We start from the raw sequence: 21072 nt of genomic DNA, 5'->3' as shown, positions 1-21072 counted from the left end.
ACAGCCTCCTTCACGGCGCTCAACGCCGGTAAGGAGGCCTTCACGGACGCGCGGGTCAGGTGTAGGAGGCGGCGAGTTCGACCAGGGTGCGGGCGGCGAAGCCGGTGGCGCCGGGGACGACGTCGTCGTAGGTCTTGTCCGCCCGCGCGGGGCCCGCGATGTCCAGGTGCGCCCACGGCAGGCCGCCGGTGAACTCGCGCAGGAACAGCGCCGCGGTGATCCCACCGGGACCGCCCGGTGCCTGGCGTACGTCGCCCAGTTCGCCGCGGATCAGCTCGGCGTAGTCCTCGGTCAGCGGCATCCGCCACCACGCCTCGCCGACCCGTGCACCGGCCGAGACGACCCGCGTGGCCAGCTCGTCGGACGACGAGAACAGCCCGCCCGTCCGCAGGCCGAGCGACACCTTCATCGCGCCGGTCAGCGTCGCGACGTCGACGACGGCGTCCGGTTTGAAGCGCTTGATCCCGTACGCCAACGCGTCGGCCAGCACCATCCGCCCCTCGGCGTCGGTGTTGCCGACCTCGGTCGTCTTCCCGCCGTAGTGCCGGACGATGTCGCCCGGCCGGTACGACGAGCCCGAGACGTGGTTCTCCGCGGAAGGCACCAGCGCGGTGACCCGGACCGGGAGACGCCGCGCCGCGATCGCCCGCGCGGCGGCGATGACCGCGCCGCCCCCGGCCATGTCGGTACGCATCAGGTGCATCCCGTCCGCCGGCTTGATCGACAGCCCGCCGGTGTCGAACGTGATGCCCTTCCCGACCAGCAGCAGATGCGCCGACGCGCCACGCGGCCGGTACTCCAGCTCGATCAGCCGCGGCGGGCTCGCCGAACCGCCGCCGACCGCGAGCACCCCGCCGAAGCCCTGTTCCGCCAGCCACTTCTCGTCGCGGACCACGACCGAAAGCCCTTGCTCCGCGCCGGCGACCCTGGCCGCGGTATCGGCCAGCCAAGCCGGGTTCTTCACGTTCGACGGCGTGTTCGCCAGGTCCCGCGCGAGCGCCGACGCGGCGGCGAGGTCGCGTACCCGCTCCACCAGTTCCGTGTATGCCGGAACGGCCCGCTCGTGCCGGGTGAGGATGCGGAAGGACCGCACCGACGGTTTCGGGTCCTCGGCCGTCACGGAGAACCGGTAGCCACCGAGCAGCAGACCCATCGCGAGCGCTTCGACGTGCTCGCCCGACGCCTCCTCGGGCAGCTCGACCTGCACCGCGCGAAACGCTTTCTCGCCGCTCTCGATGTCCGCGGCCAGCGCGGCGTCGGCGGCACGTACCAGCGCGGCGCCCGCCTTGCGGTACTGCTTCGGCTCGCCGTCGCCGACGCCGGCGACCCAGCGCGGGCCGGAACCGGGCACTTCCCGCACCTCGCCCGCCTTGCCGGTCACCCGCAGGCCGCCGAACTCCGGCGCCTGATCCTCCTCCCCCGGCGCCGTGATCAGCAGCACCGCCGGGGTGCCGCGCCGGAGGCCATCCGAGACCTCGATCTCGGGCAGCTTCGTCGGAACAGGGGGTAGCGGGTTACGCACAGTGAGCGACCTCCGGGTGCAGAGGAACCACGACCCCGGCCTCCGTGGGAGACCGGGGTACGTCGGACGGACGGGATTTCGGAGCGAACTAGCCAGTGACCTCCTGCAATGCGGCGCCGAGGTCCTTCGCTTCCTCCGCGGAGAGTTCGACGACGAGGCGCCCACCACCCTCGAGCGGTACGCGCATCACGAGGCCCCGCCCCTCCTTAGTCACTTCGAGGGGACCATCTCCGGTCCGGGGCTTCATGGCCGCCATAGCGTGCTCCCTCCGTCTCAACCGGCGCGCCCGGGTCGCGCTCGTGAAAGCCAGCCGGGTCTGTTGTCCATTGTCCCTCATCAGCGGGCGGGCGCGAACGCGGACCGATCTTTTGCGGGGAGCATCGGTGCTGGTATGCCGCCCACGGGACTGAAAGACTCCCCCTGACCGCTTTCGCCGAAGGAGTTTCCGTGACCACATCCGAGGTTCTGCTGACCGCCGACGCCGACGGCGTGCGGACCCTGACCCTGAACCGGCCGCAGGCGTACAACTCGCTGACCGTCGAGCTCAAGGAGACGCTGCTCGCCGCCCTGCGCGAGGCTGCGGCGGACCCCGCCGTCCGCGCCGTCGTGCTCACCGGCTCGGGCAAAGCGTTCTGCGCCGGGCAGGACCTGAAGGAGCACGTCGGGTTGCTCCAAGCGGGCGACCCCGCCCCGTTACGGACCGTGAAGGACCACTACAACCCGATCGTCCGCGCGATCGTCGACATGCCGAAGCCCGTCATCGCCGCGGTCAACGGCACCGCAGCGGGCGCGGGCGCCGCGTTCGCCTACGCCGCGGACCTCCGGATCGCCGCCGCCTCGTCGTCGTTCCTGATGGCCTTCGCCAACGTCGGCCTCGGCCCGGACTCGGGCGCGTCGTGGACGCTGCAGCGGCTCATCGGCTACGGCCGCGCCGCCGAGCTGATGCTCCTCGCCCGCACCGTCGACGCCGCCGAGGCGCTGAGCCTCGGCCTGGTCGGCGAGGTCGTCCCGGACGACGAACTGGCCGCGCGCGCCCAGGCCGTCGCCGCGAAGCTGGCCGCCGGGCCGACCGTGGCCTACGCGAAGATCAAGAACGTGCTCACCGTCGCCGCGGAGTCCACTCTCGACGAAGCACTGGCCGCCGAGGACGCCGCGCAGTCCGCGCTCGGCTCCACCGCCGACCACACCGAAGCCGTCGAGGCCTTCGTCGCCAAGCGCCGCCCCAACTTCCAGGGCAAGTGAGCTGAAGGGGACTTTCGTCGCATGCGATGCGAGGAAAGTCCCCTTCAGTGCGTCCTACGAGAGGAAAGTCCCCTTCAGCTCGCGCGGAAGCAGCCCTTGACGTGGTCGTCGACCATGCCGGTGGCCTGCATCAGCGCATAGCAGGTCGTCGGGCCGAGGAACGCGAAGCCGCGCTTCTTCAGCTCCTTCGCCATCGCCTTCGACTCCTCGGTGATCGCCGGAACGTCCGCCATCGTGCGCGGACGCCGGTGTTTCGCCGGCGCGAAGGACCACAGCAGATCGTCCAGCGGCTCGTCGAGCGCGGCGATCGCCCGCGCGTTCGTGATCGCGGCCTGGATCTTCGCCCGGTTCCGCACGATCGACGCGTCCTGCATCAGCCGCTCGACGTCGTCGTCGGTGAAGCGAGCCACCGCCGACGGCTTGAACCGCTTGAACGCCTTCCGGAACGCCTCCCGCTTGCGCAGGATCGTGATCCACGAAAGCCCCGACTGGAACGATTCGAGGCACAGCCGCTCGTACAGCGCGTCCTGCCCGCGCAACGGCACGCCCCACTCGGTGTCGTGGTATTCGGCGTAGTCCGGCGCCGAATTCCCCCACGAACACCGCGCGACGCCGTCAGTACCCACCAGCGAACTCATCGATCCCCCACCGAATAATCCTCCGCGAACCGCGCGAACCGGCGCAGCGACTGCTGCACCCCCAGCGCGAAAGCCGGGCGCACCACCGGCCAGCCGAGCCTGCCCACCAGCCCGAACGGCAGCCGCAGGTGCTCGGCCCAGACGAACGTCGAGCGGTTCGCGCCCTTCGCGACCACCTGGAACACACCGGTGCCCTGCACCAGCGAACCCAGATGCCGCACCGAACACCGTACCGGCGGCTCCCAGCCGGTGATCTCCATGGTGTCGGTGAAGCCGATCCCGGCGATCCCGGTGAACGCCGCCAGCTTCGTCCCGACACTGCGGCCGTTGCCCTCGACGACCTTGACGCTCGTGCCCAGCATCCATTCGCCCTGGCGGGCCCAGTCGGTCAGCGCGAGCCAGGTGGTGCCCGCGGACGCGCCGACGTCGACCGACAGCACCAGGTCGGTCACTGGGCGCCCTCGTGCGGGGAAGACACCGCCGGCGCCGACTCCTCCCGCGCGGCCTCGAGCTGTGCCACCCGCGCCCGCAGTTCGTCCAGTTCCGTGCCGAGTCTGCGCATCACCCAGTCCACTTCGGACATCTTGTAGCCACGCAGCACGAGCTGGAAGCGCACGTCCCCGACGTCGGCGCCGGTGATGTCCTCGGCGGGCAGCCGGGTCGGCGAGCTGCCCGGCGGCAGCGGCGCCAGCTCCTCACCCCGTCCGAACACGACGGCGGCGAGCAGGAACACCACGGCAGCCACCAGCAGCATGACTACGAGGTAGATCAGCGCGGTCGTCACGCCACGATCGTGGCACACCCGCCCCAGGAACGTCGCGCGAGCACGACAAGACGCACGCTCAGCACCACCCAGGCCAGCATCAGCAACCCGCACGGCACGGACAGGAACAGCCTGCTGGCGTCCACGATGCCGGTCGCGGCGATCAGCAACGCGACGGAGAGCATGTTGAACTCGACGGCCACGACGATCAGCCGCGCCGACATCCGCACCAGCCTGCTGCCGTCCATCTTCCGGGAATGCCACCGCATCCCGGCCAGCACCCCGAGCCCGAGCACCGGCACGACGAACACCGCGCCGTGCGTGAAGTGGGCGACGAAGCCGTACCAGGACGGGGTCGGCGTATCCAGCTTCGTCCAGTCCCCGAACGTCAGGATGCGGGCCATGTCCCAGGCCAGCTGCATGAGCGGGACGCCGATGATGAGCTGCCACAGCGTGCGGATGCCCCGCTGCATCCCGAGCTCGGCCTGGTACTCGCGGGCGACGACGCGGACAGGGCCGAACTCGGCGACGGCGCGATGTTCGGCCTCGGTGGCCTCCCAGCCACCGTCGCGGTAGGCCTCGGCGGCGTCGTGCAGCCCGTCACGCGCCTCCGCCAGCAGATCCGCCTTCGCTGAGGCGGGCCCGGACAGCGTCCGGTCCAGCTCCGTGAGGTACCCCTCGATGTCCCGCGGGACAACCTCCGTCACGCCCATGCGCCGCCTCCCAGCACTCCCCCGATGACCGTCGTGAACTCGTGCCATTCGGCACGTTCGGCGGCCAATGCCTGCTGCCCGGAGCGGGTGAGGCGGTAGGTGCGGCGCTTGCGGCCGGACACGACGTCCCACTCGCTGGCCAGATAGCCGGCCCGCTCCAGCCGCCGCAGCGCCGGATACACGGTGCCGGTGGGCAGATCGAGCGCGCCCTCGCTGCGCAGCTGCAGGGCTTCGATGATCGCGTACCCGTGCAGCCTCCGGCCGTCGAGCACGGCCAGCAACAGCGCGTCGAGGTGACCTCGCAAGCTATCCGCCTTCATACCTAGGCAGTCTACTCATACCGACCCGGAGAGCGTATTCGCCGGACTCACCGGGCACACCAGGGAAAATCCCCCATCTCGACCCTGAAACATGCATTTGCCCGCTACATGTAGCCGAGCTACGTATATAGTCCGGCGGCATGGACGCACTTCCGATCGCGAGACTCCAGTTCGCGACGACGACCTCCTTCCACTTCCTGTTCGTGCTGCTCACCTTGGGCCTGGTGACCCTGGTCGCACTGATGCAGACCTGGGCGAGCATCAGCGGGAAGCCCGGACTGCTGCGCATGACCCGCTTCTGGGGAAAGCTCTACGTGATCAACTACGCGCTCGGCATCGCGACCGGGATCGTGATGGAATTCCAGTTCGGACTGACCTGGACCGGGTTGTCCCGGATCGCGGGAGACGTCTTCGGCGCCCCGCTCGCGATCGAAACGCTGGTCGCGTTCTTCGCCGAATCGACGTTCCTCGGGCTCTGGATCTTCGGCTGGGGACGCCTGCCGAAGTGGCTGCACCTGACGCTGATCTGGCTGGTCACACTGACCGCGTACGCCTCGGCGTTGTTCATCATGGTGGCCAACTCGTTCCTGCAGAACCCGGTCGGAACCCGGACGGAGAACGGCGTGCTGCGCCTAACGGACTTCGGTGCGTTGCTGGCGAACCCGGCACTCACCGCGTCGCTGCCACACGTGCTCTCGGCGGCTTTGCTGACCGGCGGCTTCTTCGTCGTCGGCGTCAGCGCCTATCACTTCCGCAAGCGCACCACCGAAATCGAGTTCTTCCGCCGGTCGATGCGGATCGGCATGGTGGCCTCGTTCCTTGGCAGCCTGCTCACCATCGGCGCCGGATTCGGCCAGTTCCCCGGGCTGAAGAGCTACCAGCCGGACAAGCTGACCAGTAGCAACGCGGCGGTGGACGTGCCGCTCGGCTTCATGATCGATCTCGGGTTCATCGCGTTCCTCTGCTCGAGCCTCGGCCTCGTCCTGCTGTACCGCGACTGGTTCGCGAAGTCGCGGATCGTGTTGCGCCTGATGACGCACGGCATCATGCTGCCGTTCATCGCCGCGATCCTCGGCTGGCTGGTCCGGGAGATCGGCCGCCAGCCGTGGCTGGTGTACGGGAAACTCCGCACCGCGGACGCCGTCGCCGGGATCCCCGCAGGCCAGATCCTGTTCTCCTTCATCGCTTTCACGCTCCTGTTCGCCGTACTCGCGATCGCCGACTGGGTACTGATGTCCCGCGTCGCGCGCCGCGGTCCAGAGCGTGAAGAAGAAACCCCGGCGGCCTCGCTGCCGACCGTCCTCAGTGGAGTGTGAGTCGTGGTGACCTTCTGGTGGTGCCTGTTCGGCCTGCTGACCTGCGGCTACTTCGCGCTGGCCGGCTACGACTACGGCGTCGGCATACTGCTGCCCGCGTTCGGCGGCGACGAGCCGCGACGCCGCCGGGTGCTCGGCGCGCTCGGACCGTTCTTCCTGGCCAACGAGGTGTGGCTGATCGCGGCCGTCGGCGTCCTGTTCGGCGCCTTCCCGCATCTGGAGGAACGGCTGTTCTCCGGCGCGTACGTCCTCGTCGTGACGCTCCTCTTGGGACTGGTCACGTTCACCGCGTCGGTCCAGCTCCGCTCGCGTCGCCCGGACGCGCGGCGCGGGACGTGGACGTTCGGGATCGTCGCCGGCGCGACGCTGACCGTGGTGTCCTGGGGCCTGTTCCTCGGCAACCTCGTGCGCGGGCTGCCGCTGGACGCCGAGGGCAGGCCGGCCGGTGATCTGCTCGCCCTGTTCCACCCGTACGCGCTGGTGTGGGGCCTCGGCTTCGTCGCGCTGTTCTGCTTGCAGGGCGCGGTGTTCCTGACCGTGCGTGGCCCGGCCGAGCTGACCGGACGCGCACGGCGGCTCGCGACGGCGTTCCTCGCGCCCGTGCTGGCGTTCCTCGTCGTCGCGATCGCCTGGGGCGCCTTCGCGACCGGCCACATCTCGCGCTTCGCGTTCGTCGCGCCGCTGATCGCACTCGTGGCGTTCGCGATCACGGCCGTGGCACTGCGATTCAGGCGGCATCGCCTGGCGTTGCTGGGCACGATGACACTGTCCGCCTCCCCCGCGGTCGCGGTCGGCACGCTACGGCTCCCGGATGCTCTGGTGTCCTCTGTGGACACTGGATACGCGCTCACCATCGAGGCCTCGGCCACGGCATCGGAGACATTCACGGTGCTCAACTACGCCGGACCGGCCGCGGTCGTCGTGCTGCTCGTCGTGCAGTGGCTGACCTGGCGAGCCCATCGCGACCCCGTCGACGACCGCTCACTGCTGCACTTCTAGGAGACGACGATGCCACCGCTGCCCGGCCTGCGCCGGTATCTGATCTCCTTAACCTGCCTCGGTTCGCTGAGCGCCGTGGTCGTCCTCGTCCAAGCCGAGGGCCTGGCCACGCTGCTCACCGGTGGCGGCATCGGTGTCCCGCTCGTCGTCGCGATCGCCGCGCGGGTACTGCTCGTCGGCGGGCAGGGCGTGTTCACCGGCCGGTTCACCGCGTCGGTCAAGGCCGGGCTGCGCCGCCGCCTCCTCGGCTCGGACGCCGAGCGCGCGGGAGTGGTCGCGACGCGGATCACCAAGGGTGTCGACGTCACCGACTCGTATCTGACCGGATACCTTCCGGCATTGGTGACGTCGGCGCTCGTACCGGTCGCGGTGCTCGTCCGGCTGTTCGCCACCGACCTCGCCTCGGCGCTGATCGTGGCCGTGACCGTGCCGCTCGTCCCGGTGTTCGCCGCGCTGATCGGCCTGCACACGAAGTCCCGCACCGAGCGGCAATGGGGCCTGCTTTCCCGGCTGGGCGGGCATTTCCTCGACGTCGTCCGCGGACTCGGGACGCTGAAGGTGTTCGGGAGGGCGGGCGCGCAGGAGCGGACCGTCCGGGAGATGGCCGCCGCGCACACCGACGCGACCCTGCGGACGCTGCGGGTGGCGTTCCTGTCCGCACTCGTGCTCGAACTCGTCGCGACGCTGTCGGTCGCGCTGGTGGCGGTGCCGATCGGGTTCCGGCTGCTGGAAGGCGGGGTGACCGCGCATACGGCCATGCTGGTGCTGGTCCTCGCGCCGGAGGCGTATCTGCCGCTGCGGGCGGCCGGGACGAAGTTCCACGCCGCCGCCGAAGGGCTGGCCGCGCTGCGCGACGTGCTCGCCGTGCCGATCCGCTCGCCGAGAACGGGCACCCGGATGCGGCGGCGCGGGGCGCCGGAGATCGTCCTCGAGCGTGTCACTGTCCACTATGGAGAACATCGCGCTCTGTCCGAAGTGGATCTTTCAGTGCGGCCCGGGGAACACGTCGCGCTGATCGGGCCGAGCGGTTCGGGGAAGAGCACCCTGCTGGCCGTGCTGCTCGGGTTCGTCACCCCGACGAGCGGACGAGTCCTGATCGACGGCGTCGATCTGCGTGAACTGGACCAGGCGGACTGGCTGGCCGACGTCGCGTGGGTTCCGCAGCGGCCGACGTTGTTCCGGGGCAGCGTCGAGGAGAACATCACGCTCGGCCGGGAGACCGACGTCGCCACGGCGGCCAAGGCGGCGGCGCTGGACCAGGTCGTCGCGGGATTACCCGAGGGCTACCGGACGCGAATCGGCGAGCTGGGCGAAGGGCTGTCGTCCGGGCAGCGGCAACGCATCGGGCTCGCCCGCGCGCTCGCGCGGACCGACACCGGATTGCTGCTGCTGGACGAGCCCACCGCCCGGCTCGACCACCGGACCGAGGCCGCGGTGCTGAGCGCGACCCGTCGGATGCTCGGCGGCCGGACCGTCGTGCTGGTCGCCCACCGGCCCGCCATGACGGAACTCGCGACGCGGGTGATCGAGGTCCACGCGGGCGGGCTACGCGAACGGGAGCTGACGTGAACGTCCTGACGATGTCCGCAAAGGACAAACTGCGGCTCGCCCGCGCCGGGCTCGTCGCGGCCGGTGCCGAACTCGCGGGACTGGGACTGATGGCGACCGCCGCGTGGCTGCTCCTGCGCGCCGCCGAACGGCCACCGCTGGAGGCGCTGACCGTCGCGATCGTCACCGTCCGCGTGCTGGCGCTGGCGCGCGGCGGACTGCGCTACGCCGAACGCCTGACCGGGCACGACGTCGTCCTGCGTTACCTGGCGGACGTACGGGCCCGCGTTTACCGGGCACTGCTGCCGCATCGGAGCGCACGGTTCTCCGGCGGGGACATGGTGACGCGGCTGGTGTCCGATGTGGACGCTCTACAGGACGGCCTGCTGCGGTGCGTGCTACCCGCGTCGGTCGCGGCGTTCGCCGGCCTGACCACTACGGTGGTGGTCGCGACCGCGAGCATCGGTGCGGCACTCGCGCTCGCTTTCGGGCTCGCTGTAGCCGGGATCCTGGTGCCGTGGCTGACGATCCGGGTCACCGCCCGCGCCGCGGAGTCGACCGCACCGGCACGGGCGGAACTGGCCGAACGCGCCGTCGAGATGGTCACCGGACGTCGCGAGCTGATCGCGAGCGGGGCCTATCGATCCACAGTGGACACCGCACACGGCGTGATCGGCGCACTCGCCGGTCGGGACCGGAGCACCTCGGTGCGGCTCGGCTTGCTGACCGCGTTCGGTGTCCTCGTCCAGCTGCTGACGACGTCAGCGGTTTTCGTGCTGTGCGACGGGGTTTCGCTGCCACTCACCGCCGCGCTGACCTTGGGCACGCTGGCGACGTTCGAGGTGGTCCTGCCGTTGATCGACGCCGCACGGCGCTGGCCGGAGGTGCGGGCGTCCTCGGCTCGGGTGCAGGCGGTGCTCACGGAACCGGCGCCGCGGCCGGGCACGAGGTCGCCGGGGGCTGGGCATTTCCGGCTTTCCGGCGCCGGAGTGCGGTATCCGGGCCGGGCGCCAGCGGTCGCCGGGATCGACCTCGACCTGCCGCCCGGCAAGCGGGTCGGCATCCTAGGGCCGAGCGGGTCGGGGAAGACGACGCTGCTGCGGCTGCTGCTCGGCGCCGTCGAGCCGACCTCGGGGCAGGTCACCCTGGACGGCCACGAGCTGGCCGAGTACGACCCGGTGCGGCTGCCGTCGGTCGTCTCGGGGGCGCTGGCCGACGCGCACGTGTTCCACGCGACCGTGCGCGAAAACCTGCTCCTGGCCAGGCCCGGGGCCTCGGACGACGAACTCCGCGCGGCGTGCGCCGTCGCCGGGTTCGACCTCGACCTGGACCGCTCGGCAGGCGCCGACGGCGACGCGTTGTCGGGCGGGCAGCGTCAGCGGCTGGTGCTGGCGCGCGCCGTGCTGGCGGCGCCGCCGGTGTTCGTACTGGACGAACCCGTCGAAGGCCTCGACACCGCGCACGGCGACGAAGTCCTCTCACGCGTGCTGGCCACCGCTCCGGGCACCGTCGTGCTGGTCACCCACCGCCCCGAACACGTCGCGGGCTTCGACGAGGTCCTGCACCTCGACTCCGGCCAGGTGGTGCGGCGGTCCGTGAAGGCCTCCTTCACAGCACTGAGCGCCGGTAAGGAGGCCTTCACGGACCAGCACGAGGTCAGCGGCGGCTCAGGACGTCCCGCATCGGTGGGCGGTCGGTGAGGGCGACCTCGGTGACGTCCGGGAGCCATTCGCCGGCGACCTGTACGAACTGGGTGAAATCCGCCTCGCCGGGCGGGATTCCGCAGCGGTCGAGGGCGGTCCCGAGGATCTGCCGCGCCATGACGCCGAGTTGCAGCAGCGACCGGTTCCGGTGCTTGCGGACGCCGAGGTTGACCTGGGCGAGCCCGTCCATTCCGTACCGCGCCTCGGCGTCGAGCAGGAGCCCGATCTCGACGCCGTACCCCGCTGCGAACGGCACCGACTCGAGGAACTCCCGCGATCCCGCGTACTCGCCGCCGAGCGGCTGGACCAGGCCGGACAACGCCGGGCGCAGCGCCGAGAGCACCGGCCGCGCCAGCAACTCGGTGACCCGGCCGCCGCCGGTGCTCTCCAGCCGCAGCGGCCGCCGGTAGAAGCCCTTCACCAGGTGGACGCCGGATTCGACGAGCAACGGGCCGAGCAGCGCCGGCACGAATCCGGGGTCCGGGTCGACCAGGTCCGAGTCGAGGAACACGACGAAGTCCCCGTTCGTCGCGGCCAGTGACCGCCACAGCACCTCGCCCTTGCCCGGCCGCGGCGGCAGCTCGGGCAGTACGTCCTCGCGGTGCACGACCCGCGCGCCCGCCGCGGCGGCGACGTCGGCGGTGGCGTCCGACGAGCCCGAATCGACGACTACCAGCTCGTCCACGATCGTCCCGAGCAGCGGGCGGACGGACTCGACGACGGCGCCGACGGTCTGTTCCTCGTCCAGCGCTGGTAGCACGACCGAAACCGTCCGGTCACGCTTCGCGGCCAGGATGTCCTCAGGCGTCCAGGCCGGGTTCTGCCAGGTACGACGCTCGAACCAACTCACGAGTAACTATCGTGCCATGCTGGAGGCATCACCAGTCCTGTGGAGGGAACCTTGCTGCCGCTGCTCGTCCGTTTCGTGCTGGGCCCGCTGGTCCGCGCGATCTACCGCCCCGAGATCCGCGGGGCGGGCAACATCCCGGCGACGGGGCCGGTGATCCTGGCCGCCAACCACCGGGCCGCGCTCGACACCGGGGTGATCACGTTCGCCTCGCCGCGGCAGGTCAGGTTCCTCGGCAAGGCGGAGTACTTCACCGGCAAGGGCCTCAAGGGCAGGCTGATGGCCGGGTTCCTCGGCGGCCTCGGCTACGTCCCGGTCGAACGCGGCAACGCGCAGGCCGGGCTCGCCGCGCTCGGCGCCGCCCGCAAGGTGCTCGACGCCGACGGCGTGTTCGCCATCTACCCCGAAGGCACCCGCTCGCTCGACGGCAAGCTGCACCGCGGGCACACCGGCGTCGCCGCGCTGGCGCTGGCCACCGGCGCGAAGGTCGTCCCGGTCGCGCTCAGCGGCACCGAGAACCTCCAGCCGAAGGGGAAGCGCATTCCGCGACTGGCGAAGATCAGCGTCACCTTCGGCGAACCGCTGGACTTCTCCCGCTACGAGGGCCAGGACTCGTCGTCGGCGATCCGGCGCTCGGTGACCGACGAGATCATGTACACGATTCTCGAGCTGTCGGGCCAGGAGTACGTCGACAAGTACCACAAACGCCCCGACCAGGACGCCGCGTGAGCTGAAGGGGACTTTCCTCGCATCGCATGCGACGAAAGTCCCCTTCAGCTCGTGTTATGAGACGAACGTCCCCTTCAGCTCACTCGGCCCACTTGGGTTTCGGCGGCGGCTCGTAGGCGGCGAAGCGGTCGAGGAGCACGGCCGGATCGGGGTCGATGGCGAGCAGGTCCCGGAAGCCCTCCCGCAGGAAGCCCTCGGTGACCATGTGGTCGGCGAAGCCGATGAGCGGCGCGTAGTAGCCCGCGACGTCGACCAGCCCGATCGGCTTCCCGTGCAGGCCCAGCTGCGCCCACGTCCAGACCTCGAACAGCTCCTCCAGCGTGCCGGCACCGCCGGGCAGCGCGAGGAAGCCGTCGGACAGCTCGGCCATCTTCGCCTTGCGCTCGTGCATGTCCGCGACGACGTGCAGCTCGGTGAGCCCCTCGTGGGTGATCTCGACCTTGCGCAGCGCCTGCGGGATCACGCCGATCACCTCGCCGCCCGCGGCCATCGCCGCGTCCGCGACGACACCCATCGTGCCGACGCTCGCGCCGCCGTAGACCAGCCCGATGCCCCGCTGGGCGAGCAGTTTCCCGAGCGCGGCGGCGGCCTCGGCGTACACCGGCGAGCCGCCCATCGCGGAACCGCAGAACACGCACACCCGACGCATCCCGGCCATCAGTGGGTGTCCTCCCAAGCCTGGTACGACTCCTGCACGACCCGCACGGCGTCGTCGATGTCGTCGGTGACGTGCAGCAGTTCGAGGTCCTTCTCGCCGATCTTGCCCTCGCCGAGCACGGTCTTGGCGATCCAGTCGTACAGCCCGCCCCAGTAGTCGCTGCCGAAGAGCACCACCGGGAACTTGGTGACCTTCTTCGTCTGCACCAGCGTCAGCGCCTCGAACAGCTCGTCGAGCGTGCCGAACCCGCCGGGCAGGCAGATGAAGGCCTGCGAATACTTGATGAACATCGTCTTGCGGGCGAAGAAGTAGCGGAAATTGACGCCCAGATCGACCCACGGGTTCAGGCCCTGCTCGAACGGCAGCTCGATGCCCAGCCCGACCGAGAACCCGCCCGCCTCGGCGGCGCCGCGGTTGACGGCCTCCATCGCGCCCGGCCCGCCGCCGGTGATCACCGCGAACCCGGCGTCGGCCAGCGCCCCGCCGATCTTGCGGCCCAGCTCGTACTCGGGGTGGTCGCGTTTCGTGCGTGCCGAGCCGAACACCGTGACCGCGCGCGGGACCTCGGCGAGCGCGCCGAAGCCCTCGACGAACTCGGCCTGGATGCGCAGCACCCGCCAGGGGTCGGTGTGCACCCAGTCGCTCGGCCCGCGCGCGTCGAGCAATCGCTGGTCGGTGGTGCCGCCGGGCTGGTCACGGCGTTCGCGGCGCAGGACCACCGGGCCCTTGTGCCGTTCGGGCGGCCGCTCGGGGTACTGGCCGTCCGGGAATTCAGACTGTTCGCTCACCCCGTCAAGACTACGGCGTCACGTCCAGTGAGAACGCGAGCGTCGCCACGGCGGCGGAGCCCGGTGGCCCGCTCGTGACCGGGTGCTGAACGCGATTAATCCGCAGGACACCCTCGTGCGTCCACAATGGACACGACGGGCCGGGAAAGCGTCCCGCTCGGGAGCGCGCAAGTTACCGTCCACCCGGGACGGCGTCAATATGTCCGGTTCACCGCGCCGATGGTCGAGACGATCGGCTTGTTTGCCGGAAAACCCTACGAAAGTCGGGTTTGACCTCGGAGAACGGCAAAACCCTTGGAATTCAAGGGTTTGCATACGTTGATGGTTCACGTTCCCGCAGGTCGCTAGCCCATCCGGCGCATTGACGCTGCAGGTGACGAATTCTTTACTCGGGGTGTCCGAGCACGTTACCGGTAGCGCACTCGGGCACCTCTCCATCCACCCCCGTGAATCCGTTGCCCGGCCGATGATCCCTGCGTTCCAGGCCGCCCGGGCGAGATCTCCATGAAGGAGAAAGGGTTGTCCATGACAGTTCAGCGAGGGCTCAGAACAGGGTTGGCGGCCGCGGCCGGTCTCGCCCTGACGTTCGCGCTCCCGGTGCTCCCGGCCACCGCGGCTCCCGCCGCGCAGCCGTCGAGCCCGGAAGCCGCCGCGGTGAGCGCGGCCGACCGTGCCGCCGCGAGCGGCGTCGACCAGCTGCGCAAGGGCGCCGACGAGGCGTTCCAGCGGGTCGGCGTGACTTCCGGTGCGTCCGGCCTGTTCTACAGCGCCTACGAGCGGACCTACCGCGGCCTGCGGGTCGTCGGCGGGGACGCGGTCGTGGTCGCCGACGGCAGCGGCCGGGTCCGCGGCACCAGCGCCGCGGAGAGCGCGCCGATCACCGTCGGCACGAAGGCGTCGCTCGACTCCGCGAAAGCCGCGTCGATCGCCCGCGCTCAACTGCCCACTGTGGACAGTGTCGGCGCCCCCAGTCTCGTGGTACTGGCCGGAAACGCGCCGAAGCTCGCCTACGAAGTGGTGGTCGCCGGTAAGACCGCGACGGCGCCGAGCAACCTGCACGTGTTCGTGGACGCCGCGACCGGCGCCGTGCTGGACCAGCGCGACGACGTCAAGGCCGACGCCCCTGTCACACCGCGCACGGCCGCGCCGCAGCAGCCCGCGACGCAGCTGGGCGCGGGGAACAGCTACTACGTCGGCAACGTCACCATCGACACGACGGGCTCCGGCGGCAGCTACTCCATGCGCGACCCCAACCGCAACGGGATCAGCTGCGGCCGCGAGGGTGGTTCCGTCTTCACCAAGTCGAGCGACAACTGGGGCAACGGCTCGGGCACGGACCTGGAGACCGGGTGCGTCGACACGCTGTACTCCGTGCAGCAGGAATGGAACATGCTGCGCGATTGGCTGGGCCGCAACGGCATCGACGGCAACGGGCGCGGTTTCCCGGCGTCGGTCGGCCTCAACCAGGTCAACGCGTACTGGAACGGTTCGTCGACCCACTTCGGGCACTCGCAGGACAACCGGCGCCAGGCCACCTCGATGGACGTCGTCGGCCACGAGTTCGGCCACGGCATCTTCCAGTTCACCCCCGGCGGCGCGGGGTCGGGCAACGAGAACGGCGGGCTCAACGAGTCCACCGGTGACATCTTCGGCGCGATCACCGAGCACTACGCCAACAACGCCAAGGACACCCCGGACTACGAGGTCGGCGAGGGCGTGAACCTGGTCGGGCAGGGCCCGATCCGCTACATGTACGACCCGTCGAAGGTCGGCGACCCGAACTGCTACTCCTCCTCGATCCCGAACACCGAGGTGCACGCCGCGGCCGGGCCGCAGAACCACTGGTTCTACCTGCTCGCCGAGGGCAGCAACCCCGGTGGTGGCAAGCCGTCCAGCCCGACGTGCAACAGCAGCTCGGTCACCGGAATCGGCATCCAGAAGGCGGCCAAGATCTTCTACAACGGCCTGCTGAAGAAGACCTCGTCGTGGAACCACAAGGCCGCCCGCAAGGCGACGCTGGAAGCCGCGGTCGCGCTGTACCCCGGTAGCTGCGCCGAGTACGACACGGTCAAGGCCGCGTGGAACGCCGTCAGCGTCGGCGCCGTTTCCGGTGAGCCGTCGTGCACCGGCAACCCCGGGCAGAACGACTACTCGCTGACGCTGAGCCCGTCGTCCGGCACCGTCCAAGCCGGACAGTCGGCGACCGTGAAGGTGAACACCGCCATCACCACGGGTTCGGCGCAGGCCATCACGCTGAGCGCGTCCGGCCTTCCGGCGGGCGCCACCGCGACGTTCAACCCGGCTTCGCTCCAGTCGGGCGGCTCGTCGACGCTGACGATCACCACCGCGGCGAACACTCCCAACGGCACCAGCCAGATCACCGTCGCCGCCAAGGGGGCGAACGCCGATCACAGCGCGCAGTACACGCTGACCGTCGGCACGTCCAGCGTCCGCACGTTCAGCAACACCACCGAATACCCGATCAACGACTACGCCACGGTTTCGAGCCCGATCACCTCGACCGCGACCGACGCGGCCGCGTCCCCGGTGAAGGTGTCGGTCACCGCGGTGCACACGTGCTCGGAAGACCTCCGGATCAGCCTGACCGGCCCGAGCGGCCGCAGCTACTCCCTGAAGAGCGAGAGCTCGGGCAGCTGCACCCCGTTCGGCACCAAGGACTTCTCCGTCCCGGTCACCTCGGAGAACGCCAGCGGCACGTGGACGCTCGTGATCTACGACGCCTACTACTACGACACCGGCAAGCTCACCAGCTGGACCATCACGGTCTAGCTCCGTAGTTGGTCCGTGGGGGCCTCGCCGAGGGACCACAAGTCCCTCGGGGAGGCCCCCACGGACCGTCCCTCCCCGAAGGAGCAGAGTATGAACTGGAAGCGGAGAGCGGGCGCGGCGTTCGCCGGGCTGACGCTCGCGCTGGGGATCGCCGCGGTTCCGGCACAGGCGGCCACAGCCGCCGCGGCGTTGGCGCCGCCGGACATTTCGCTCGCCAACATCAAGGCACACCTGAACCAGCTGCAGACGATCGCGCAGCAGAACGGCGGGAACCGCGCCGCGGGCGGCGGGTACAACGCCTCGGTGTCCTATGTGGAAGGAAAGCTGAAGGCCGCCGGGTTCACCACGACCCGGCAGACCTGCACGAGCTGCGCCGGGCAGTCGCAGAACCTGATCGCGGAATGGCCGAAGGGCGACGCGAACCAGGTGCTCATGCTGGGCGCGCACCTCGACAGCGTGACCGCGGGCCCCGGCATCAACGACAACGGCTCCGGCAGCGCGTCGATCCTGGAGACCGCGCTGACACTGGCCAGGACGAACCCGGAGATGACCAAACGCGTCCGGTTCGCCTGGTGGGCCGACGAGGAGTCCGGGCTGCGCGGTTCCCGGTTCTACGTCAACAACCTCCCGGCGGCCGAGCGGTCGAAGATCAAGACCTACCTGAACTTCGACATGATCGGGTCGAAGAACTGGGGCTACTTCGTGTACGACGACGTCGCCTCGATCAAGGCCGTCTTCGACGAGTACTTCGCCTCGATCGGCATCCAGACCGAAGGCGACAGCGAGGGTGACGGCCGGTCCGACCACGCGTCGTTCAAGAGCGCGGGCATCCCGGTCGGCGGGCTCGCCACCGGCGCCGGCGACATCAAGAGCTCCGCGCAGGCACAGAAGTGGGGCGGCACCGCGGGTCAGCCGTTCGACAACTGCTACCACCGCGCGTGCGACACGACGTCGAACATCCCGGACACGCCGCTGGAGAAGAACAGCGACGCCATCGGGTACGCGGTCTGGAAGCTCGCCGTCAACGCCACGCAGAAGAACGACTATTCGCTCAGCCTGAACCCGGCCTCCGGGACCGTCCAACCCGGACAGTCCACTCAGGTCACGGTGAGCACCGCGGTCACGTCCGGCTCGGCCCAGCAGGTCGCGTTGAGCGCCACCGGCCTTCCCGCCGGCGCCACCGCGACGTTCAGCCCGGCGACCGTCCAATCGGGAGGGTCGTCGACGCTGACCATCGCCGCCGGGGCGAACACGCCGAACGGCACCTACCAGGTCACGGTGGTCGGGGACGGCCCCGACGCCGACCACACGGCGCCATACACGTTGACCGTCGGCACGTCCAGCGTCCGGACGTTCAGCAACACCACCGAGTACCCGATCAACGACCTCGCCACCGTGTCGAGCCCGATCAGCTCGACCGCGAGCGGCGCGGCCGTGACGCCGGTGAAGGTGTCGATCACCGCCACGCACACCTGCTCGGAAGACCTCCGGATCAGCCTCACCGGCCCCGGCGGCCGCAGCTATCCGCTGAAGTCCGAGAGCTCGGGCAGCTGCAGTTCGTTCGGTACCAAGGACTTCTCCGTCCCGGTCACCTCGGAGAACGCCAGCGGCACGTGGACGCTCGTGATCTACGACGCTTACTACTACGACACCGGCAAGCTGTCCAGCTGGTCGATCACCGTCTGAGGTAACCGCCTCAGGACAGGAAGTTCCGCAGTACCTCGGCGACCCGGCCGATCTCGGCGGTGTGCACATGCTCCTGACGGGTGTGCGCCAGCGTCGGGTCACCGGGGCCGAAGTTGACCGCGGGCATGCCGAGCGCGGCGAAGCGGGCGACGTCGGTCCAGCCCAGCTTCGCGGAGGCCCGGCCACCGGCGGCGGCGACCAGTTCGGCCGCCGCCGGTGCGCCCAGCCCCGGCAGCGCACCGGGCGAAAGGTCCACAACGGACAGTTCGTAGCCGTCGAACACCTCGCGCAGGTGTTTCTCGGCCTGTTCGGGCGTGCGGTCGGGGGCGAACCGGTGGTTGACCGTGAGCACGGCCTCGTCGGGGACGACGTTGCCCGCCACCCCGCCGGTGATCTTGGTCGCCTGCAGGCCTTCGCGGTAGGTCAGGCCGTCGATGTCGACGATCCTCGGCTCGTACGCGGCGAGCCTCCGCAGCGGCTCGCCGAGCTTGTGGATCGCGTTCTCCCCCATCCACGCCCGCGCGGTGTGCGCACGAGCGCCCGCACAGCGCAGTTCGACGCGCACGGTGCCCTGGCAGCCCGCCTCGATGACGGCGTTGGACGGCTCGCCGACGATGGCGAGGTCCCCGGCCAGCCACTCCGGCAGCTCCCGCTCGATGCGGCCGAGCCCGTTGCGCACGGCCTCGACCTCTTCGTTGTCGTAGAAGACGAACGTGACGTCGTACTTCGGCTCCGGCAGCGTCGCGGCCAGGTGCAGGAAGACGGCGTCGCCGCCCTTCATGTCGACCGAGCCCAGCCCGTGCAGGATTTCGGCGTCCCCACTGCCTTCCCGGCGCGAAGGCAGGTTGTCGTTGACCGGCACGGTGTCGAGGTGCCCGGCGAGCACGACCCGCGAACCGCGCCCGAGGTTCGTCCGCGCCAGTACAGCGTCACCGTTGCGGACTACCTCCAAGTGCGGCGCCTGCTTTTCCAGCGCGGCCTGGACCGCGTCCGCGATGACGGCTTCCTCGCCGGAGACGCTGAAGATGTCGACCAGCGCCGCGGTCAGGTCGATCGGGTCCTGGTGCAGGTCAAGCGACGTCATGGCAGGCACGCTACCGGGCAGGCGTGCGGCGGCGGTCGGGGCTGTCCGGCCGGGGGCTACCGTGGAGGCGTGCGCAAGCGAAAGATCTTGGTCGTGGCGGCCGCCGCGCTGCTCGTGCTCGGCGGTTGTTCCCGTGAGGCGGGCCCGACGCCCAAGCGGGGCGGGCAGCAGGCGGGCATCGAAGCGCTCCCGGTCAAGCTCGACGCGCTCAGCGCCGACCAGTGCTACCTCAACCCGGCAACGCAGGTGCCGAGCGGCTGTGAGAAATACGTCACCCAGATCGACGGCACCGGCCGGGTCGCGCACCAGCAGGCGGGCACCGACCAGCAGCTGATCGCCCAGGCGGACGCGCTGGCCCGCGAGGTCACCGCGTTCCGGTCGGCGGGCTGCACGACCGTGGCCACCCCGGGCGGGGTGTGCACCGCGGCGCTCACCGACATCGCCGCGATCGTGACGAAGCTCAAGGATCTGGTGGCGCAGCAGGCCACGACTGGCTGACCCGCGGGTTTCGGCTACCGTTCTGGGCGTGAGTGAGCAGAGCACGAACCCGGAAACGACCGGCGCCGTCGGCGTCGGGCTGGCCACGATCGCCGATGACGGCACGGTGCTGGACACCTGGTACCCGCATCCCAAGCTGACCGCGCCCGGTACGCCGGGCACCGAGCGGCTGTCCGGTGCCGAGGCGGCCGAGTTGCTCGGCGAGGACGCGACAGCGCTGCTCGGGCCGGACACCGCCCGCGGCGTCGAGGTGGTCGCGGTGCGCGTCACGATCGGCAAGCTGTCCGACGCGCCGTCCGACACCCACGACCTGTATCTGCGCCTGCACCTGCTCTCGCACCGGCTGGTCCGGCCGCACGGGCAGAACCTGGACGGGATGTTCGGGCTGCTCGCGAACGTCGTGTGGACCAACCACGGCCCGTGCCCGGTGGAGAACTTCGAGGCGACCCGGCTGCGGCTGCGCTCGCGGGGCCCGGTCACCGTGTACGGCGTCGACAAGTTCCCGCGCATGGTCGACTACGTGCTGCCGACGGGCGTCCGCATCGCCGACGCCGACCGCGCGCGGCTCGGCGCGCACCTGGCCAGCGGCACGACGGTCATGCACGAAGGCTTCATCAACTTCAACGCCGGGACGCTCGGCGCGTCCATGGTCGAGGGCCGGATCTCGGCCGGGGTCGTGGTCGGCGACGGCAGCGACGTCGGCGGCGGCGCGTCGATCATGGGCACGCTTTCGGGCGGTGGCAAGGAAGTCATCTCGATCGGCGAGCGCTGCCTGATCGGCGCGAACGGCGGTGTCGGGATCTCGCTGGGCGACGACTCGGTGGTCGAAGCGGGCCTCTACGTCACCGCGGGCACGAAGGTCGTCTTCGAGGGCAAGACCGTCAAGGCCCGGGAACTCTCCGGGATCTCCGGCGCGGTCTTCCGGCGCAACTCCGCCACCGGCGCCGTCGAGGTCGTCGCCCGCACCGGCGCCGGCATCGAACTGAACGCCGCCCTGCACGCCAACGACTGACCCCCGGCCCGCTTTCCTACGTGGGGGCGTCCCCCCGCCCTCCCAGGGGGGCGACCCCAATAACAACGCTACCGGCGGGGTACGACAGAAACCGCGCTCCGAGCGGTCGGCGGGCGGGAGTTGTCCACATGCGAGCCCGGGTGTGGACAGCTTGGCCGGTGTGAGCTGGTGAAGGTCCGTGGGGGCCTCCTTGAGGGACCCAGAGTCCTTCAAGGC

21 protein-coding genes are annotated in these 21072 nt (G+C 70.3%); 10 read left to right on the top strand and 11 right to left on the bottom strand.

The features are described 5' to 3' along the window. Positions 1 to 55: 55 nt before the first annotated feature. Both ACFWX1_RS44240 and ACFWX1_RS44235 read right to left on the bottom strand, forming a co-directional pair. Positions 56 to 1522: a leucyl aminopeptidase family protein gene (locus tag ACFWX1_RS44240; protein ID WP_378395908.1), complete on the bottom strand. Its 1467-nt coding sequence runs from the start codon at positions 1520 to 1522 to the stop codon at positions 56 to 58. A gap of 88 nt (positions 1523 to 1610) precedes the next feature. After that, positions 1611 to 1778, bottom strand: a complete 168-nt coding sequence (locus tag ACFWX1_RS44235) for a DUF3117 domain-containing protein (RefSeq protein WP_005155393.1) — start codon at positions 1776 to 1778, stop codon at positions 1611 to 1613. A 191-nt stretch (positions 1779 to 1969) separates the two neighbouring features. Between ACFWX1_RS44235 and ACFWX1_RS44230 the strand changes: the two genes are divergently transcribed. Further along, on the top strand, positions 1970 to 2764 hold the full coding sequence (locus ACFWX1_RS44230; protein ID WP_378395907.1) for an enoyl-CoA hydratase-related protein: 795 nt from the start codon (positions 1970 to 1972) through the stop codon (positions 2762 to 2764). A 74-nt stretch (positions 2765 to 2838) separates the two neighbouring features. On the opposite strand, the gene ACFWX1_RS44225 is transcribed toward ACFWX1_RS44230, so the two are convergent. Genes ACFWX1_RS44225 through ACFWX1_RS44205 form a run of 5 tightly spaced genes read right to left on the bottom strand, consistent with a single transcriptional unit; the run spans position 2839 to position 5198 of the window. Then, the gene (locus tag ACFWX1_RS44225; RefSeq protein ID WP_378395906.1) at positions 2839 to 3402 is read right to left on the bottom strand and encodes a DNA-3-methyladenine glycosylase I; all 564 of its coding nucleotides are present in this window, start codon (positions 3400 to 3402) and stop codon (positions 2839 to 2841) included. Next, on the bottom strand, positions 3399 to 3854 hold the full coding sequence (locus ACFWX1_RS44220; RefSeq protein ID WP_378395905.1) for an SRPBCC family protein: 456 nt from the start codon (positions 3852 to 3854) through the stop codon (positions 3399 to 3401). The genes ACFWX1_RS44225 and ACFWX1_RS44220 overlap by 4 nt, the downstream gene beginning before the upstream one ends. After that, a complete protein-coding gene (locus tag ACFWX1_RS44215; RefSeq protein ID WP_378327948.1) occupies positions 3851 to 4186 on the bottom strand; it encodes a DivIVA domain-containing protein in 336 nt (111 codons plus the stop codon). The genes ACFWX1_RS44220 and ACFWX1_RS44215 overlap by 4 nt, the downstream gene beginning before the upstream one ends. Then, entirely contained in the window at positions 4183 to 4878 is a 696-nt protein-coding gene (locus ACFWX1_RS44210) for a permease prefix domain 1-containing protein (RefSeq protein WP_378395904.1), read from the bottom strand. Before ACFWX1_RS44210 ends, ACFWX1_RS44215 begins: the two co-directional genes overlap by 4 nt. Beyond that, a complete protein-coding gene (locus tag ACFWX1_RS44205) occupies positions 4869 to 5198 on the bottom strand; it encodes a helix-turn-helix transcriptional regulator (RefSeq protein ID WP_378395903.1) in 330 nt (109 codons plus the stop codon). The genes ACFWX1_RS44210 and ACFWX1_RS44205 overlap by 10 nt, the downstream gene beginning before the upstream one ends. A gap of 140 nt (positions 5199 to 5338) precedes the next feature. On the opposite strand from ACFWX1_RS44205, the gene ACFWX1_RS44200 reads away from it, so the two are divergent. From ACFWX1_RS44200 to cydC, 4 genes are read left to right on the top strand one after another with little or no spacing between them, the layout of a single operon-like run. Then, positions 5339 to 6514, top strand: coding sequence for a cytochrome ubiquinol oxidase subunit I (locus tag ACFWX1_RS44200; protein WP_378395902.1), 1176 nt, complete (start codon positions 5339 to 5341; stop codon positions 6512 to 6514). A 3-nt stretch (positions 6515 to 6517) separates the two neighbouring features. After that, on the top strand, positions 6518 to 7513 hold the full coding sequence (gene cydB / locus ACFWX1_RS44195; protein WP_378395901.1) for a cytochrome d ubiquinol oxidase subunit II: 996 nt from the start codon (positions 6518 to 6520) through the stop codon (positions 7511 to 7513). 9 nt (positions 7514 to 7522) lie between these two features. Continuing rightward, positions 7523 to 9082, top strand: a complete 1560-nt coding sequence (cydD, locus tag ACFWX1_RS44190; protein ID WP_378395900.1) for a thiol reductant ABC exporter subunit CydD — start codon at positions 7523 to 7525, stop codon at positions 9080 to 9082. An 11-nt stretch (positions 9083 to 9093) separates the two neighbouring features. After that, a complete protein-coding gene (cydC, locus tag ACFWX1_RS44185) occupies positions 9094 to 10761 on the top strand; it encodes a thiol reductant ABC exporter subunit CydC (protein WP_378395899.1) in 1668 nt (555 codons plus the stop codon). Here cydC and ACFWX1_RS44180 read toward each other — a convergent pair. Further along, entirely contained in the window at positions 10718 to 11614 is an 897-nt protein-coding gene (locus ACFWX1_RS44180) for a glucosyl-3-phosphoglycerate synthase (RefSeq protein WP_378395898.1), read from the bottom strand. The two genes, cydC and ACFWX1_RS44180, sit on opposite strands and share 44 nt — an antisense overlap. A gap of 51 nt (positions 11615 to 11665) precedes the next feature. Here ACFWX1_RS44180 and ACFWX1_RS44175 point away from each other — a divergent pair, with 51 nt between their 5' ends. Beyond that, entirely contained in the window at positions 11666 to 12340 is a 675-nt protein-coding gene (locus ACFWX1_RS44175) for a lysophospholipid acyltransferase family protein (protein WP_378395910.1), read from the top strand. Between the two features lie 79 nt (positions 12341 to 12419). Here ACFWX1_RS44175 and ACFWX1_RS44170 read toward each other — a convergent pair whose 3' ends face one another. Next, positions 12420 to 12989 carry a TIGR00730 family Rossman fold protein gene (locus ACFWX1_RS44170; protein WP_378395909.1) on the bottom strand — a complete coding sequence of 190 codons (570 nt, stop codon included), beginning with the start codon at positions 12987 to 12989 and terminating at the stop codon, positions 12420 to 12422. A gap of 8 nt (positions 12990 to 12997) precedes the next feature. Then, a complete protein-coding gene (locus ACFWX1_RS44165; RefSeq protein WP_378395896.1) occupies positions 12998 to 13786 on the bottom strand; it encodes a TIGR00730 family Rossman fold protein in 789 nt (262 codons plus the stop codon). Positions 13787 to 14311: 525 nt separating this feature from the next. Here ACFWX1_RS44165 and ACFWX1_RS44160 point away from each other — a divergent pair. Together ACFWX1_RS44160 and ACFWX1_RS44155 are read left to right on the top strand one after the other, a co-directional pair. Next, entirely contained in the window at positions 14312 to 16576 is a 2265-nt protein-coding gene (locus ACFWX1_RS44160) for a M4 family metallopeptidase (protein ID WP_378395895.1), read from the top strand. 90 nt (positions 16577 to 16666) lie between these two features. Continuing rightward, a complete protein-coding gene (locus ACFWX1_RS44155; RefSeq protein WP_378395894.1) occupies positions 16667 to 18262 on the top strand; it encodes a M28 family peptidase in 1596 nt (531 codons plus the stop codon). A gap of 10 nt (positions 18263 to 18272) precedes the next feature. Here the strand turns inward: ACFWX1_RS44155 and dapE are convergent, their stop codons facing one another. Beyond that, positions 18273 to 19346: a succinyl-diaminopimelate desuccinylase gene (gene dapE, locus ACFWX1_RS44150; RefSeq protein WP_378395893.1), complete on the bottom strand. Its 1074-nt coding sequence runs from the start codon at positions 19344 to 19346 to the stop codon at positions 18273 to 18275. 69 nt (positions 19347 to 19415) lie between these two features. On the opposite strand from dapE, the gene ACFWX1_RS44145 reads away from it, so the two are divergent. Both ACFWX1_RS44145 and dapD read left to right on the top strand, forming a co-directional pair. After that, on the top strand, positions 19416 to 19844 hold the full coding sequence (locus ACFWX1_RS44145) for a hypothetical protein (RefSeq protein WP_378395892.1): 429 nt from the start codon (positions 19416 to 19418) through the stop codon (positions 19842 to 19844). Between the two features lie 28 nt (positions 19845 to 19872). Beyond that, positions 19873 to 20856 (top strand): 2,3,4,5-tetrahydropyridine-2,6-dicarboxylate N-succinyltransferase, encoded by a 984-nt coding sequence (gene dapD, locus ACFWX1_RS44140; protein WP_378395891.1) that lies wholly within the window; start codon positions 19873 to 19875, stop codon positions 20854 to 20856. Positions 20857 to 21072: the final 216 nt, after the last annotated feature.

The sequence above is a fragment of the Amycolatopsis sp. NPDC059021 genome (assembly GCF_042739895.1).
GTDB lineage: Bacteria > Actinomycetota > Actinomycetes > Mycobacteriales > Pseudonocardiaceae > Amycolatopsis.
Note: the sequence above shows the minus strand (reverse complement) of the source record. Positions and strands in the feature narration are given on the sequence as shown.